The 15,036-nt window shown below is 68.4% G+C and carries 13 protein-coding genes and 1 pseudogene; 9 read left to right on the top strand and 5 right to left on the bottom strand.

Annotated elements, in window-relative coordinates; all coding sequences use genetic code 11:
- The first annotated feature begins 5 nt into the window (after window positions 1-5).
- On the top strand, window positions 6-773 hold the full coding sequence (locus FPZ47_RS10105; RefSeq protein WP_144948912.1) for a 3'(2'),5'-bisphosphate nucleotidase CysQ: 768 nt from the start codon (window positions 6-8) through the stop codon (window positions 771-773).
- Window positions 774-825: 52 nt separating this feature from the next.
- Here the strand turns inward: FPZ47_RS10105 and FPZ47_RS10100 are convergent, their stop codons facing one another.
- Window positions 826-1,641 carry a PE family protein gene (locus FPZ47_RS10100; RefSeq protein ID WP_144948859.1) on the bottom strand — a complete coding sequence of 272 codons (816 nt, stop codon included), beginning with the start codon at window positions 1,639-1,641 and terminating at the stop codon, window positions 826-828.
- Window positions 1,642-2,096: 455 nt separating this feature from the next.
- Here FPZ47_RS10100 and mshC point away from each other — a divergent pair, with 455 nt between their 5' ends.
- Both mshC and FPZ47_RS10090 read left to right on the top strand, forming a co-directional pair.
- Window positions 2,097-3,344, top strand: a complete 1,248-nt coding sequence (mshC, locus tag FPZ47_RS10095; protein WP_144948856.1) for a cysteine--1-D-myo-inosityl 2-amino-2-deoxy-alpha-D-glucopyranoside ligase — start codon at window positions 2,097-2,099, stop codon at window positions 3,342-3,344.
- Window positions 3,345-3,369: 25 nt separating this feature from the next.
- On the top strand, window positions 3,370-4,254 hold the full coding sequence (locus FPZ47_RS10090; protein ID WP_144948853.1) for an SDR family oxidoreductase: 885 nt from the start codon (window positions 3,370-3,372) through the stop codon (window positions 4,252-4,254).
- 21 nt (window positions 4,255-4,275) lie between these two features.
- On the opposite strand, the gene FPZ47_RS10085 is transcribed toward FPZ47_RS10090, so the two are convergent.
- The 3 genes from FPZ47_RS10085 to FPZ47_RS10075 form a co-directional block, all read right to left on the bottom strand.
- A complete protein-coding gene (locus FPZ47_RS10085) occupies window positions 4,276-4,416 on the bottom strand; it encodes a hypothetical protein (protein ID WP_246133280.1) in 141 nt (46 codons plus the stop codon).
- A gap of 78 nt (window positions 4,417-4,494) precedes the next feature.
- Window positions 4,495-6,003: an amino acid permease gene (locus FPZ47_RS10080; RefSeq protein ID WP_144948846.1), complete on the bottom strand. Its 1,509-nt coding sequence runs from the start codon at window positions 6,001-6,003 to the stop codon at window positions 4,495-4,497.
- A gap of 127 nt (window positions 6,004-6,130) precedes the next feature.
- On the bottom strand, window positions 6,131-7,018 hold the full coding sequence (locus FPZ47_RS10075) for a PAC2 family protein (RefSeq protein WP_144948843.1): 888 nt from the start codon (window positions 7,016-7,018) through the stop codon (window positions 6,131-6,133).
- A 232-nt stretch (window positions 7,019-7,250) separates the two neighbouring features.
- Here FPZ47_RS10075 and FPZ47_RS10070 point away from each other — a divergent pair, with 232 nt between their 5' ends.
- The 6 genes and pseudogenes from FPZ47_RS10070 to FPZ47_RS10045 all read left to right on the top strand — a co-directional run.
- Window positions 7,251-7,544, top strand: coding sequence for a hypothetical protein (locus tag FPZ47_RS10070; RefSeq protein ID WP_144948840.1), 294 nt, complete (start codon window positions 7,251-7,253; stop codon window positions 7,542-7,544).
- 93 nt (window positions 7,545-7,637) lie between these two features.
- On the top strand, window positions 7,638-11,429 hold the full coding sequence (gene metH / locus FPZ47_RS10065; RefSeq protein ID WP_144948837.1) for a methionine synthase: 3,792 nt from the start codon (window positions 7,638-7,640) through the stop codon (window positions 11,427-11,429).
- 97 nt (window positions 11,430-11,526) lie between these two features.
- Window positions 11,527-11,808, top strand: coding sequence for a phosphoribosyl-ATP diphosphatase (locus FPZ47_RS10060; RefSeq protein WP_144948834.1), 282 nt, complete (start codon window positions 11,527-11,529; stop codon window positions 11,806-11,808).
- A gap of 2 nt (window positions 11,809-11,810) precedes the next feature.
- Window positions 11,811-12,665, top strand: coding sequence for an ATP phosphoribosyltransferase (hisG, locus tag FPZ47_RS10055; protein ID WP_144948831.1), 855 nt, complete (start codon window positions 11,811-11,813; stop codon window positions 12,663-12,665).
- A gap of 114 nt (window positions 12,666-12,779) precedes the next feature.
- On the top strand, window positions 12,780-13,262 hold the full coding sequence (locus FPZ47_RS10050) for a DUF4126 domain-containing protein (protein WP_144948828.1): 483 nt from the start codon (window positions 12,780-12,782) through the stop codon (window positions 13,260-13,262).
- A 61-nt stretch (window positions 13,263-13,323) separates the two neighbouring features.
- A pseudogene (locus tag FPZ47_RS10045) lies at window positions 13,324-14,091 on the top strand (FAD-dependent oxidoreductase); the annotation flags it as partial.
- On the opposite strand, the gene FPZ47_RS10040 reads toward FPZ47_RS10045, so the two are convergent.
- Window positions 14,088-14,981: a RecB family exonuclease gene (locus FPZ47_RS10040; protein ID WP_144948825.1), complete on the bottom strand. Its 894-nt coding sequence runs from the start codon at window positions 14,979-14,981 to the stop codon at window positions 14,088-14,090. The pseudogene FPZ47_RS10045 and the gene FPZ47_RS10040 overlap by 4 nt on opposite strands.
- Window positions 14,982-15,036: the final 55 nt, after the last annotated feature.

The following is a 15,036-nucleotide window of genomic DNA, read 5'->3' as shown; positions in this document are numbered from 1 at the left end:
ATGAGATGACCGATGCCGCACTGGCCGCCGATCTCGCCGCCGATGCCGGGCAGTTGCTGCTCAAGGTGCGCGCGGAGATCGGTTTCGGCCATCCGTGGATGCTCGGCGACGCGGGCGACAGGCTGGCCAACGACCTGTTGCTGCGACGGCTGCGGGCCGAACGCCCCGGGGACGCGGTGCTCAGTGAGGAAGCTCACGACGACCTGGTCCGGCTGCAGCGCGACCGGGTGTGGATCGTCGACCCGCTCGACGGTACGCGCGAGTTCTCCACCCCCGGCCGCGACGACTGGGCGGTCCACATCGCGTTGTGGCGGCGGCCCACCGACGGGCGGCGCGAAATCTCCGACGCCGCCGTGGCATTGCCGGCCCGCGGCAACACCGTGTACCGCAGCGACACCGTGACCGCCGACGCCGCCCGCGTCGGTGTCGGCGGCACCATCCGGATCGCGGTCAGCGCCACCAGGCCTCCCGCGGTGCTCTACCGCATCCGCCAGATGCTGCCCATCCAGCCGGTGGCGATCGGCTCGGCGGGCGCCAAGGCGATGGCCGTGATCGACGGCGAGGTCGACGCCTACGTGCACGCGGGCGGGCAATGGGAATGGGATTCGGCGGCGCCGGCCGGGGTGTTGATGGCCGCCGGTATGCACGCGTCGCGCCTCGACGGCTCCCCGCTGCGCTACAACCAGTTCGACCCGTACCTGCCGGACTTCGTGATGTGCCGCGCCGAGCTGGCGCCGATTCTGCTCGGTGCCATCCGCGACGCCTACCGCTGAGCGGCCGCGCTGGACTGGACTGGACTGGACTGGACTGGACTGGACTGCCTCCTCAGCGGCCGACTACCCCGTAGGCGAACAACTGCTGCAAGAGCTTGTTCAAGTCGCCGATGAGCGGCGTGACGGGCAACGTTCTCCCGTCGAGCATCAACGAAAGCGCGGTGATTTGGGGGTATCCGGTGCCGTTCACGGGAAGGATCCCGTCGATCGAACCATCCGCGCTGTAGGACGGACCGTGTCCGGTCAACGCGGCCGCGAACGCACCGGTGATCTCATTGAGGGTTGCGTTTCCGGTGGCCCAAATCGATGCGCCGCTTCCAGTGAAGTCTCCCGACAGGATGCCGTTGATCGAAGAGAAGTTCTCGTTCCCGTTGCCCGAGAAGAGGTTTACGAGGCCGCCCGGAGCGTTGAAGCTAAGGCCCGCATGGATTATTCCGGAGAATCCACTGATGGTGGGGGTGAGCGTCTGATTCAGCGTTATCGTGAACGGACCGAACGGGATGTTGAAGGTCTGCTCGGTCAAGCCGATGACGGCAATCGCGGCCGCGGGCGAGGTACCGTTTACCGAATTCACCAAATTTTGAGCATTAGCCAACTCGGCATTGACATATTGCGCAGCCGCGCCATTCAATAGCCTAACGAATTGATCATGAAAGGCCGCTGCCCTACTGCTGAGGGCCTGGAATTCTTGCGCGTGCGCACCAAAAATCGACGCGACTGCCGTCGATACCTGGTCCGAGGCCGGCGCCGCGAACGCGATGGTTCGGTTCGCCGCCGCCGCCGTCGCGCTGCGTAGCGCAGAGCCCAGGTTCTCCAAGTTCTCGACCGCGTCCGATACAGCTTCCGGTGCGATGCTCAGCACTGACATGGCTTTCTCCCTTCTCGGAAAGGGCCGCGAAAACGGTCCGCTAAATTTTGTCGAGAGAGTCAAATGCTAACAAAATATTCGAGCCATTCACCGCCTGAATTCTTGGACCATTTTTCTAGTTCGAAAGCAATAAGCAACTAGCGGGTCGCGGTTTGGCATCGCCGACTCGACAATGCACCGCGAATTCGCGCTCGAGTCGTCCAGAATTGTGCAACGACAGCGCTCGGCACGACTTTCGGTTTGTGCGCGGCCAAGCGGGCTTGTGCCGGGTGGCCGCTTGTTGCGTGGGGCCGAATGCCGGTCGCAAATACGCGCACTGTGGATGCCACTGCGCGGGCCGGGGGGGATGTTGATGACCATTGGCATGCACGCCTCGCGACTCGATGGGTCGCCGCTGCCTAACCACCCAGCGGCCCGTTCCCGGGCCGCACCGTCGCCGCGCCTAAAGTCAAGGCATGCAGTCGTGGAGTTCGCCCGGGGTTCCGGAGTTGCCGGGACGTGGCCCGGAGCTACGGCTCTATGACACCTCCGACCGTCAGGTCCGCCCGGTCGCGGTCGGGACCGGTCCGGGCGCGTTCGCCGGCATGTACGTCTGCGGGATCACGCCGTATGACGCGACCCATCTGGGTCACGCGGCCACCTATCTGGCGTTCGACCTCGTGCATCGGCACTGGCTGGACGCCGGTCACAACGTCCGCTACGTGCAGAACGTCACCGACGTCGACGATCCGCTGTTCGAGCGGGCCGATCGTGACGGCATCGACTGGCGTGCGCTCGGCGACCGCGAGGTCGCCCTCTTCCGCGAGGACATGGCGGCGCTGCGCATCCTGCCGCCGCACGAGTACGTCGCGGCCACCGAGGCGATCGCCGAGGTCGTCGAACTCGTCGAGAAGATGGTCGCCGCCGGGGCGGCCTACGCCGTCGAGGGCGAGTACCCCGACGTCTACTACCGGGCGGATGCCACGCTGCAGTTCGGCTACGAGTCCGGCTACGACCGCGAGACCATGCTCCGGCTGTTCGCCGAGCGCGGTGGCGACCCGGAGCGGCCCGGCAAGTCCGACGCGCTCGACGCCGTGCTGTGGCGCGCCGCGCGGCCCGGGGAGCCCAGCTGGCCGTCGCCGTTCGGCGCCGGCCGGCCCGGCTGGCACGTCGAATGCGCGGCGATCGCGCTCAGCCGCCTCGGCGGCGGACTGGACGTGCAGGGCGGCGGCAGCGACCTGATCTTCCCGCATCACGAGTTCACCGCCGCCCACGCCGAATGCGTCGGCGGCGAGCGGCGCTTCGCCCGCCACTACGTGCACGCCGGGATGATCGGCTGGGACGGGCACAAGATGTCCAAGAGCCGCGGCAACCTGGTCCTGGTCTCGGCACTGCGCGCCCAGGGCGTCGAGCCGGCGGCCATCCGGCTCGGCCTGCTCGCCGGGCACTACCGTGCCGACCGCTTCTGGAGCGAGCAGGTGCTCGACGAGGCGACGGCGCGGCTGCGGCGCTGGCGCGCGGCGGCGGCGCTGCCGTCGGGCCCGGACGCTGCCGACCTCGTCGCCCGGCTGCGGCGCTACCTGGCCGACGACCTCGACACTCCCAAAGCCCTTGCTGCCCTTGATGGTTGGGCAACCGACGCGCTCGAATACGGTGGCCACGACACCGCCGCGCCGCGGCTGGTGGCCACCGCGGTCGATGCGCTGCTCGGGGTGGACCTGTAACCGCCGCGACGGTACCTTTTCGACCATGACATGGTTGCAGGGCAAGGTCGTCTTCATCACCGGTGGCGCCCGGGGGATCGGGGCGGAAATCGCCCGCCGCCTGCGCAACAAGGGCGCCAAGCTCGTGCTGACGGACCTGGACAAGGCCGAGCTCGCCACGCTGGCCACCGGGCTCGGCGAGGACGGGGTGCTGACCGCGGTCGCCGACGTGCGCGATCTGCCGGCCATGCAGGCGGCGGCCGCGGCGGCCGTCGAACGCTTCGGCGGCATCGACGTCGTCGTGGCCAACGCCGGCATCGCCAGCTACGGGTCGGTGCTGCAGGTCGATCCGGAGGCCTTCAAGCGGGTGCTGGACGTCAACGTGCTGGGCGTCTTCCACACCGTGCGGGCCACGCTGCCGTCGGTGATCGAGCGCCGCGGCTACGTGCTGGTGGTGTCGTCGCTGGCGGCATACGCCGCTGCCCCGGGACTGGCGCCCTACAACGCGTCGAAGGCGGGTGTGGAAATCCTCGCCGACGTACTGCGGTTGGAGCTGGCCCACCGGGGCGTCGGGGTGGGTTCCTCGCACATGTCCTGGATCGACACCGCGCTGGTGCGCGACACCAAGACCGACCTGCCCGCGTTCGGCGAGCTGCTCGCCAAGCTGCCGTGGCCGTTGAACAAGACGACCACCGTCGACAAGTGCGCCGACGCCCTGGTCAAGGGCATCGAGGGCCGCCGGGACCACGTCTACTGCCCGCCGTGGGTCGGCGCGTTCCGCTGGCTCAAGCCGGTGCTGTCCACCCCGGTCGGGGCGTTCCCCATCCGCAGGACCACCGCCGAGTTGTTGCCGCGGATGGACGCCGAGGTCGCCGCGCTCGGCCGCTCCACGAGCGCCTACAACGAGGATTTGCAGAAGCCCGGCGCCTGACCCGCCGGCGTCAGCGTCGGGTCAGGACAGGTCGCGGAAGACGAGCGCGAACCCGCCGAGGGCGATGAGCGTGGCGGCGCCGTACCCGATGGCCGACCACCAGCCCGCGTGCAGATACGCGGTGACCGCGACGACGGCGATGGCCAGGAAGACCATGGCCATCCCGTACAGCGGTGGCGTGGCGGCGTAGCGGTTGCGAATGGTCGGTTCACTCCTGTGGGCGGGGTCCGGCGACGGGCATCAGTCTCGCGGATGCACCGCCGGGTTGGCAATCGGCGGATGCGGCCCCGCGCGGCCCGTGTGCTCACCCGCGACGGCCATGACGCGGTGGCGCACCACGTACCATCCCACGACCAGGGCCGGGACGATCACCACCAGTGATGCGACGGTCCAGGTGCCGATCGGTGCGTCGAAGCCCATCAGCACCAGGATGGCGACCAGGAAGGCCAGGGTCGCATATCCGCTGTACGGCGTCAGCGGCATGCGGAACCGCGGGCGCCGCAGGAGTCCCGCACGCGCCACCTGGTAGAGCCGAAGCTGGCAGAGCACGATCGTGGCCCAGGACGCGATGATGCCCAGCGCGGCGACGTTGAGCACGATCTCGAACGCCTCACCGGGGTTGAAGGCGTTCAGCGCGATGCCGAGCAGGCAGATGACGGCCGTCATCGCGATGCCGCCGTAGGGCACGCCGTTGCGGGACATCCGCTTGGCGAACTTCGGGCCGCTGCCGCTCATCGCTATCGAGTGCATGACGCGACCGGTCGAATACAGGCCCGCGTTCAGGCTCGACAGCGCCGCGGTGAGGACCACGACGTTCATCAGGTCGCCGGCGCCGTAGAAGCCGACCTTGGAGAAGAACGTGACGAACGGGCTCTCCCCGGCCTTGTAGGAGGTGTAGGGCAGCAGCAGCGCCAGCAGCGCGACCGACCCGACGTAAAAGACCGCTATGCGCGCGATCACCGAGTTGATGGCCCGCGGCATGATCTTCTCCGGTTCCGCGGTCTCCCCGGCCGCGGTGCCCACCAGTTCGACCGCGGCGTAGGCGAACACGACGCCCGAGGCGACCACCAGCAGGGGCGCCAGACCGGTCGGGAAGAAGCCGCCGTGGCCCGTCCACAAACTCAATCCGGCGCTTCGTCCGTCGATGGAGTAGCGCCCGGCAAGAAAGACGGTCCCCACGACCAGGAAGGCCATCAGCGCGAACACCTTGATCAGCGCGGCCCAGAACTCCATCTCGCCGAACCATTCCACCGAGATCAGGTTCATGCCCAGGACCGCCGCCAGGGCGATCAGGGCCAGGAGCCATTGGGGGACGACGGCGAACACGCTCCACCGGTGCAGGTAGGTGGCGATCGCGGTGGTGTCCACGATGGAGGTCATCGCCCAGTTCAGGAAATACATCCACCCGACCACGTACGCGGCCTTCTCGCCGAAGAATTCACGCGCGTACGACACGAACGAGCCCGACGACGGCCGGTGCAACACCAACTCGCCGAGCGCGCGCAGGATCAGGAAGACGAACACGCCGCACAGCGCGTAGACGAGGAACAGCCCGGGCCCGGCCTTGGCGAGCCGGCCGCCGGCACCGAGAAAAAGCCCGGTGCCGATCGCACCCCCGATGCCGATCATCTGCAGCTGGCGCGGCTTGAGCCCCTTGTGATATCCGGCCTCTTCGCCGAGGCGGTCCGGGGCCGGATCGGACTGATCGGCGGCCAACCGGGGGTTGTCGGGATCAGGCCACGCGGCCATGCGGGTCCTTATCGTCGTCGCTTGCGCCGTCCGGCTGGGCTTGCGGCTGGGCTTGCCCTCGAATTGCCGATCTTTTCGCATCGCCGCCGACGACGGCAAATTGCGGCGGTCTCGTCGGCGGCCGGACTCAGCGCCCGTATCCGGGGCGGCGGCGGCGCAGGTAGCGTTCGAAATCCGCGGCCAGGGCGTCGCCGTCGATCTTGCCCAGGGCTTCGCTCATGTCGACCTCGGCGTCGCGCTGCTCCAGCGACTCCACGTATTCGGCCAGGTCCTCGTCCTCGGTGGCCACCTCGTTGATGGCCTGTTCCCATTCCTCGGCGAGCGCGGGGAGTTCACCCAGCGGCACCTCGATGTCGAGTACCTCTTCGACGCGGCGCAGCAGCGCCACCGTCGCCTTCGGGTTGGGCGGGCTCGACACGTAGTGCGGCACCGCCGCCCAGAACGTCACCGCCGGGATCCCGGCGGCCACGCATGCGTCCTGGAAGACCCCGGCAATCCCGGTCGGCCCCTCGTAGCGGGTTTCCTCCAGGCCGAACAGCTTCGCCGACTCCGGCGAGTAGGCCGCGCCGGAGACGGGCACCGGTCGCGTGTGCGGGGTGTCGGCCAGCAGTGCGCCGAGGATGACAACGGTGTCGACGTTGAGCTTGTCGGCGATGGCCACCAGTTCGGCGCAGAAGGTGCGCCAGCGCATGTTGGGCTCCACCCCGTGCATGAGCACCACGTCGCGGTCGCTGCCCGGTGGCCGGCAGTGCGAGATGCGCATCGCGGGCCACACCAACTCGCGGGTGACCCCATCGATCTGGCGGATCACGGGACGATTCACCTGGTAGTCGTAGTACGCCTCGTCGTCGATCTCGACGAGCGGCTCCGCTTCCCAGATGGCATCGAGGTGCTCGAGCGCGTCGCTGGCCGCGTCGCCCGCGTCGTTCCAGCCCTCGAACGCCGCCACGACGACGGTGTTGTGCAGTTCGGGTAGCGCGGCACTGCCGTCCGGCCCCCCATCCCTCCAAGTCACAACGTCAGGGTACGGCTAGCCCGCCGACGATGCGGGCCGCGTGGCGGCCCGGTGAGGAGGGGGGCGGTTGGTGTAGCCCGCCGACGATGCGGGCCGCGTGGCGGGAACCGGGGCGGCGGTTGGCGGGGGATACGGTGCTGCCCTGCGGTGACGTGGCCCCGGCAAAACCCCGGGGTCACGGGCCCGACCGCCGTCGGCCGACCGATTTCATAGGACGACTATCCTTAAGCGGGTGATTGCCGGAAACACACCGCGCCACGCCACCGACACCCTCGATGCTTTGGCGCAGCCGGTGGTGGTCGGCGACGGCGCGATGGGCACCCGGCTGCAGGCGGCTGACCCGAGCCTCGACGGCTTCGACATCCGGCGTCGCCGTGGTCGAGACGAAATACGTTCGGCTGCAATCTGGTTAAAGTTGACAACTACGACATTTGCCGACAAGGTCCGCAAGCCGGCGCTCAAGGGCACCGCAATCGCCGAGCGGGTCGGGTCGAGCTGGGCGTCCAGACGTCGGGTGACGACGTAGACTTTCCTGGTCGAGAGGCGTTGCAACGGTTCCGGTCCCCGCCGGTGTCCGCCACGCTCGGCAGAGTCAAGGACGCCTTCCACTACGGAAGGAATGTACGTGAACGCCTCGGAGCCGAACATCCGCGAGCCGAACACCTTTGAGCCGCACATCCGACCCGACTGCACCGACGAACTGACGGCCGCTCTGCGCCGGCGGATCATGGTGATCGACGGCGCGATGGGCACGGCGATCCAGCGCGACCGCCCGGACGAGGCCGGCTACCGCGGCGACCGGTTCACGGAGTGGCCGACCGCTCTTCAGGGCAACAACGACTTGCTCAACCTGACGCAGCCACAGATCATCGCCGGGATTCACCGCGAGTACCTCGAGGCGGGCGCCGACATCCTGGAGACCAACACGTTCAACGCGAACGCGATCTCGCTCTCCGACTACGGCATGGCGGACCTGAGCTACGAGCTGAACTACGCCGGTGCTGCGCTGGCGCGGGCGGCCGCCGACGAGTTCAGCACCCCGGAGAAGCCCCGCTACGTGGCCGGCGCAATCGGGCCCACGACGCGGACCGCGTCGATCTCGCCGGACGTCAACGACCCCGGGGCCCGCAACGTCTCCTACGACCAGCTGGTCACCGCCTACCTCGAAGCCGCCAACGGCCTGGTCGACGGGGGTGTGGACCTCCTCATCATCGAGACGATCTTCGACTCGCTCAACGCCAAGGCCGCGGTGTTCGCCGTCGAGACGCTGTTCGAGGACCGCGGGCGCCGCTGGCCAGTCATCATCTCCGGCACCATCACCGACGCTTCCGGGCGGACGTTGTCCGGTCAGGTCACCGAGGCGTTCTGGAACTCGATCAGGCACGCGAAGCCGATCGCGGTGGGCCTGAACTGCGCCCTGGGTGCGCCGGAGATGCGCCCCTACATCGCCGAGGTGTCGCGGATCGCGGACACCTTCGTCTCCTGCTACCCGAACGCCGGCCTGCCCAACGCCTTCGGCGAATACGACGAGTCCCCCGAGCGCCAGGCGAGCTACATCGCCGATTTCGCCGACGCCGGCCTGGTCAACCTGGTCGGTGGGTGTTGCGGGACGGCGCCGCCGCACATCGCCGAGATCGCCAAGGTCGTCGAGGGCAAGCCGCCGCGCGAGGTGCCGAAGATCCCGGTGGCCACCCGGCTCGCGGGCCTCGAACCGCTCAACATCACCGACGATTCCCTGTTCGTCAACATCGGTGAGCGCACCAACATCACCGGCTCCGCCCGGTTCCGCAACCTGATCAAGGCCGAGGACTACGACACCGCGCTGTCGGTCGCCCTGCAGCAGGTCGAGGTCGGTGCGCAAGTCATCGACATCAACATGGACGAGGGCATGATCGACGGCGTCGCCGCGATGGACCGGTTCACCAAGCTGGTCGCGGCCGAACCGGACATCAGCCGCGTCCCGGTGATGATCGACTCCTCCAAGTGGGAGGTCATCGAGACGGGCCTGAAGAACGTGCAGGGCAAGCCGATCGTCAACTCGATCTCCATGAAGGAGGGCGAGGAGAAGTTCGTCCGCGAGGCACGGCTGTGCCGCAAGTACGGCGCCGCCGTCGTCGTGATGGCCTTCGATGAGCAGGGTCAGGCCGACAATCTGGAGCGCCGCAAACAGATCTGCGGGCGCGCCTACCGGATCCTGACCGAAGAGGTCGGCTTCCCGGCCGAGGACATCATCTTCGACCCGAACTGCTTCGCGCTGGCCACCGGTATCGAGGAGCACGCGACGTACGGGATCGACTTCATCGAGGCCTGCGCCTGGATCAAGGAGAGCCTGCCCGGGGTGCACATCTCCGGCGGAATCTCCAACGTGTCGTTCTCGTTCCGGGGCAACAACCCGGTCCGCGAGGCGATCCACGCGGTGTTCCTGTACCACGCCATCAAGGCCGGCCTGGACATGGGCATCGTCAACGCCGGTGCGCTGGTGCCCTACGACTCGATCGACCCCGAGCTGCGGGACCGCATCGAGGACGTCGTGCTGAACCGCCGCGAGGACGCGGCCGAGCGGCTCCTGGAGATCGCCGAGCGCTTCAACAGCTCGGAGAAGTCCGAGGACCCGGTGGCGGCCGAGTGGCGCAGCCTGCCAGTCCGCGAGCGGATCACCCACGCCCTGGTCAAGGGCATCGACGCCCACGTCGATGCCGACACCGAGGAACTGCGGGCCGAGATCGCCGCCGCCGGTGGTCGCCCGATCGAGGTGATCGAGGGCCCGCTGATGGACGGCATGAACGTCGTCGGCGACCTGTTCGGCGCGGGCAAGATGTTCCTGCCCCAGGTGGTGAAGTCGGCCCGGGTGATGAAGAAGGCGGTCGCGTACCTGCTGCCCTACATCGAGGCGGAGAAGGAAGAGTCCGGCGCCGCCCCAGGTGATGGTGGAGGGAAAGACACCAACGGCACGATCATCATGGCGACGGTCAAGGGCGACGTCCACGACATCGGCAAGAACATCGTCGGGGTCGTCCTGCAGTGCAACAACTTCGAGGTGATCGACCTCGGCGTGATGGTGCCCGCGCAGAAGATCCTGGACGCGGCGAGGGAACACAACGCCGACATCATCGGGCTGTCCGGCCTGATCACCCCGTCCCTGGACGAGATGGTCAACTTCGCCGTCGAGATGGAACGCGAGGGGCTGAAGATCCCGCTGCTGATCGGTGGCGCGACCACCTCGCGCGCGCACACGGCCGTGAAGGTGGCGCCGCGCCGTAGCGGTCCGGTGGTCTGGGTCAAAGACGCGTCCCGCTCGGTGCCGGTCGCTGCCGCGCTCCTCGACGACAAGCAGCGGCCGGCCCTGCTCGAGGCCACCGAGAAGGACTACGCATCGCTGCGCGAACGGCACGCCCAGAAGAACGAGCGGCCGATGCTGACGCTGGAAAAGGCCCGCGCGAACCGGACGCCGGTCGAGTGGGACGGCTACACGCCGCCGGTGCCCGCCCAGGGCGTGGGAGTGCGGGATTTTCATGACTACGACCTTGCCGAGCTGCGCGAGTACATCGACTGGCAGCCGTTCTTCAACGCCTGGGAGATGAAGGGCAGGTTTCCCGACATCCTCAACAACCCGGTCTCGGGGGAGGCTGCCCGCAAGCTGTACGACGACGCCCAGGAGATGCTCGACACCCTGATCAAGGAGAAGTGGCTGAGGGCCAACGGGGTGATCGGGTTCTTCCCGGCGAACGCGGTCGGCCTCGGTGCTGAAGACATCGAGGTGTACACCGACGACACCCGTACCGAGGTGCTGACCACGTTGCACAACCTGCGCCAGCAGGGCGAGCACCGGGACGGGATCCCGAACCGGTCGCTGGGCGACTACATCGCGCCCAAGGACACCGGTCTGGCCGACTACGTCGGCGCCTTCGCGGTCACCGCGGGGCTCGGCGGCGGTGACAAGATCGCAGAGTTCAAGGCGGCCAACGACGACTACAGCGCGATCCTGCTGGAGTCGCTCGCCGACCGGCTGGCCGAGGCGTTCGCCGAGCGGATGCACCAGCGGGTCCGCAGGGAGTTCTGGGGATACCAGCCGGACGAGCAGCTGGACTGCGAGGCGCTCATCGGTGAAAAGTACGTGGGAATCCGCCCTGCACCCGGCTACCCGGCCTGCCCGGAGCACACCGAGAAGGTGACGCTCTGGAAGTTGCTGGACGTGCGGGAGCGGACCGGCATCGAGCTGACCGAGTCGATGGCGATGTGGCCCGGCGCCGCCGTCAGCGGCTGGTATTTCTCGCACCCGCAGTCGCAGTACTTCGTCGTCGGGCGGATGGCCCAGGACCAGGTCGCCGACTACGCCAGGCGCAAGGGCTGGACCCTGGCCGAAGCCGAGCGCTGGCTCGGCCCCAACCTCGGCTACAACCCGGAGGACTGAGCCCTTCGTCGGTGCCGCGAAGGCGCGTGTCTGTACAACGACACGCCGGTCGGCGTGGCATTTTGCGCACCCTCGCGACGGGTGGGGCGGGCGCAGCATGACAGAATCGCTGGCCGTGAAGACCTTCGAGGATCTGTTCGCCGAACTCGGCGACCGCGCCCGCACCCGACCGGCCGGCAGCGCCACGGTCGCCGCGCTGGACGGCGGCGTGCACGGGCTGGGCAAGAAGATCCTCGAGGAGGCCGGCGAGGTGTGGCTGGCCGCCGAGCACGAACCCGACGACGCCCTGGCCGAGGAGATCAGCCAGTTGCTCTACTGGACGCAGGTGCTGATGATCGCGCGCGGACTGTCCCTCGACGACATCTACCGGAAGCTGTGAGCATGTTGCGGGTCGCGGTTCCCAACAAGGGTTCGCTGAGCGAGCCGGCCACCGAGATCCTCGCGGAGGCCGGCTACCGTCGCCGCACCGATCCCAAGGATCTGACCGTGCTCGACCCCGTCAACCAAGTCGAGTTCTTCTTCCTGCGGCCCAAAGACATTGCGATCTACGTCGGTTCGGGAGAGCTCGATTTCGGGATTACCGGACGCGACCTGGTGTGCGATTCCGGCGCGGCGGTGCGCGAGTGCCTGGCGCTGGGGTTCGGGTCGTCCAGCTTCCGCTACGCCGGCCCGGCCGGGCGCAAGTGGACGACGGCCGACCTGGCCGGTAAGCGCATCGCGACCGCCTACCCGAACCTGGTGCGGAAGGACTTGGCCGAGCGGGGGATTGAGGCCACCGTGATCGGGCTTGACGGCGCGGTGGAGATCTCGGTGCAACTCGGGGTCGCCGACGCCATCGCCGACGTGGTGGGGTCCGGAAGGACCCTGAGCCTGCACCACCTCGTCGCCTTCGGCGAGTCGCTGTGCGATTCGGAGGCGGTGCTGATCGAGAGCATGGACTACGACACCCGGCAGGACAGGGCTGCGCGCGACCAGTTGGTGGCCCGGATCCAGGGCGTGGTGTTCGGCCAGCAGTACCTGATGCTCGACTACGACTGCCCGCGCTCGGTGCTGGAGCAGGCCACCTCGATCACGCCGGGGCTGGAGTCGCCGACTATCGCTCCGCTCGCCGACCCGGACTGGGTCGCCATCCGCGCCCTGGTACCCCGCCGGGGCGTCAACGAGGTCATGGACGAGCTCGCCGCGATCGGCGCCAAGGCGATCCTCGCTTCGGACATCAGGTTTTGCCGGTTCTGATCGCGGGTTCGACGCGCGCGGCTGTGTTAGCGTCCGCCTAGGCCGTTGTCCGCGTTGTCTCCATGGGCCGTTGCCCCGACGGTCGCCGGACAGTTCGTCCCCGGGAGGACCTCCGTGTTACATGTCCTTGTTTTGCTGATGGCCTTGTTGATCGGCGTCGTCGCCGGGTTGCGTTCCCTGACGGCTCCCGCCGTCGTCGCATGGGCCGCCATGCTCGGATGGATCGACCTGCAGTCCACCTGGGCGTTCTGGGTGGGCAATGTGATCACGGTCGCGATCGTCACCGTTCTGGCGATCGCCGAACTCGTCACCGACAAGCTCCCGAAGACGCCTCCGCGCACCGTCCCCCCGTCTTTCGCCGCGCGGATCACGATGGGCGCATTCGCCGGCGCGGTGATCGGCGCCGCGTGGCACTTCACCTTCTCCGCACTCGGCTGTGGCGTGATCGGCGCGGCGCTGGGCACCGTCGGCGGCTATCAGGCACGCCGGCGACTGGTGGAATCCCGCGGCGGGCAGGGCCTGCCGATCGCGCTGTTGGAGGACGCGGTCGCGGTATTGGGGGGGTTCGCCATCCTGTCCCTGACGGCCAGTCTGTGACGGTGCATTGCGGCGCGATCATCGTGGGTGCCGGGCAGGCGGGGCCGCCGCTGGCCGGACGGACCTGCTGCGTGGCGAGCGGATCTTCCTCAACGTCGGTGGCCGCGCGGTGGTGCCCGACATTCCGGGACTCTCCGGCGTCGACTACCTCACCAACGTGTCGATCCTCGAACTGGACACGCTGCCAACGCATCCGGTCATCGTGGGCGGCAGCTACATCGCGCTGGAGTTCGACCGGATGTACCGGCGATTCGGGTCCTGGCTCACCGTCGTCGAGCGCGGTTCCAGGCTGGCGTCCTGCGAAGACGACGTCATCCTCGGCGCCGGAGAAGTGCGGATTACCAAGAGCAACAACGGATTCGATCTGACAACCGCGCCGGTCGCGGGCAGTCATCTGCTGCTGGCGGTGGGGCGCCGGCCGCCAATCTCCTCGACAGCGATTCTCACGCGACCCCGCGGCGCGTGAGCGACCGCATCACCACCCACGCGCTGTGCATCGACCCGCCGCTCGGGCGCGCCGGCATGACCGCCGCGCAGGTGCGGGCGTCGGGCCGCAGGGCGCTGGTCGGCATGCGGCCGATGACCAGGGTCGGCAGGGCGGTGGAAAAAGGTTGAGAAACAAGGCTTCATGGAGATCGTTGTCGACGCCGACACCGAGAAGATCCTGGGGGCGGCCATCCTGGGGGTCGGCGGCGACGAGGCGATCCACGCCATCCTGGACGTCATGTCGGTGGACGCGCCGTACACGACGCTGTCGCGCACCATGCACATCCACCCCACCGTCGGCGAACTCATCCCCACGATGCTGCAGGGGATGTCGCCGTTCTAGGCCGCCGGTGAGGTGTGCGGCGAAACTTCAGCGACCGCAAAGTGTTCCGGCCAGCCGGGGTAGGGCGGCGGCGTTCCCCCGAAAAGTGGGCAGTGCTGCTGGTGGGGACACCAGTCGCACAGCCGCGACTGTTTGGGCCGGAAATCGCCGCTCTGGCCGGCGGATTGGATGGCGCGCCACATCGCCATCAGGGTCTTTTCGAAGCGCAGCAGTTCGTCGTGATCCGGCGAGTAGTCCAGCACCTGCCCGTCGGCGAGGTAGATCAGGCGCAGCCGGGTGGGCAGCACACCGCGGGAACGCAGCAGCGCCACCGCGTAGAACTTCATCTGGAACATCGCCTTGAACTCGGCCGTGAAGCCCCCCGCAGCCCGCGCGGCCGGCGGCGCCTTGCCGGTCTTGTAGTCGACCACCCGCACCTCGCCGGTGGCGGCGACGTCGATGCGGTCGATGAAGCCGCGCAGCAGCGTGCCGTCGGCAAGTTCGACCTCCACCCGCTCTTCGCAGCACTGCGGGTCGAACCGGGTCGGGTCTTCGAGCCGGTAGTAGCCGGAGAGCAGGTCGCGGGCCTCCTCGATCAGCCTGCTCCGCTGGTCGGGATCGAACTCGCCGGCCAGATCGGGCTCCGCGGCGACCACGTGCTCCCATGCCGACTCCACCAGCGACCGCGCCGTGTCGGGGTCGCGCCGCGGCGCGGGCAGGCCGTAGAGCTGCTCCAAGGCGGCGTGCACCACCGAACCCCGCAGCTGCGCCGCCGACGGGGCCTCGGGCAACCGGTCGATCGCCCGGAACCGGTACAGCAGCGGGCACTGCTTGAAGTCCGCCGCCCGCGACGGCGACAGTGCCGGTTTTGAAGCCGGCCGCGGCGGGCGTGTCTCCGGCTGGACGGTCATTCCCGCAGCCTAGGACCGGGCGCCGACAACCCCGGGCACCGGCCACGGCGAGTCG

This window comes from Mycobacterium helveticum, assembly GCF_007714205.1.
Lineage (GTDB): Bacteria > Actinomycetota > Actinomycetes > Mycobacteriales > Mycobacteriaceae > Mycobacterium > Mycobacterium helveticum.
This window is presented reverse-complemented; position numbering and strand designations above follow the sequence as displayed.

Excerpts from the sequence above, each read along its gene's own strand:
- FPZ47_RS10105 (WP_144948912.1), top strand. The coding sequence starts at position 6 with ATGACCGATGCCGCACTGGCCGCCGATCTCGCCGCCGATGCCGGGCAG.
- FPZ47_RS10100 (WP_144948859.1), bottom strand. The coding sequence starts at position 1,641 with ATGTCAGTGCTGAGCATCGCACCGGAAGCTGTATCGGACGCGGTCGAG.
- mshC (WP_144948856.1), top strand. The coding sequence starts at position 2,097 with ATGCAGTCGTGGAGTTCGCCCGGGGTTCCGGAGTTGCCGGGACGTGGC.
- FPZ47_RS10090 (WP_144948853.1), top strand. The coding sequence starts at position 3,370 with ATGACATGGTTGCAGGGCAAGGTCGTCTTCATCACCGGTGGCGCCCGG.
- FPZ47_RS10085 (WP_246133280.1), bottom strand. The coding sequence starts at position 4,416 with ATGGCCATGGTCTTCCTGGCCATCGCCGTCGTCGCGGTCACCGCGTAT.
- FPZ47_RS10080 (WP_144948846.1), bottom strand. The coding sequence starts at position 6,003 with ATGGCCGCGTGGCCTGATCCCGACAACCCCCGGTTGGCCGCCGATCAG.
- metH (WP_144948837.1), top strand. The coding sequence starts at position 7,638 with ATGTACGTGAACGCCTCGGAGCCGAACATCCGCGAGCCGAACACCTTT.
- FPZ47_RS10060 (WP_144948834.1), top strand. The coding sequence starts at position 11,527 with ATGACAGAATCGCTGGCCGTGAAGACCTTCGAGGATCTGTTCGCCGAA.
- hisG (WP_144948831.1), top strand. The coding sequence starts at position 11,811 with ATGTTGCGGGTCGCGGTTCCCAACAAGGGTTCGCTGAGCGAGCCGGCC.
- FPZ47_RS10040 (WP_144948825.1), bottom strand. The coding sequence starts at position 14,981 with ATGACCGTCCAGCCGGAGACACGCCCGCCGCGGCCGGCTTCAAAACCG.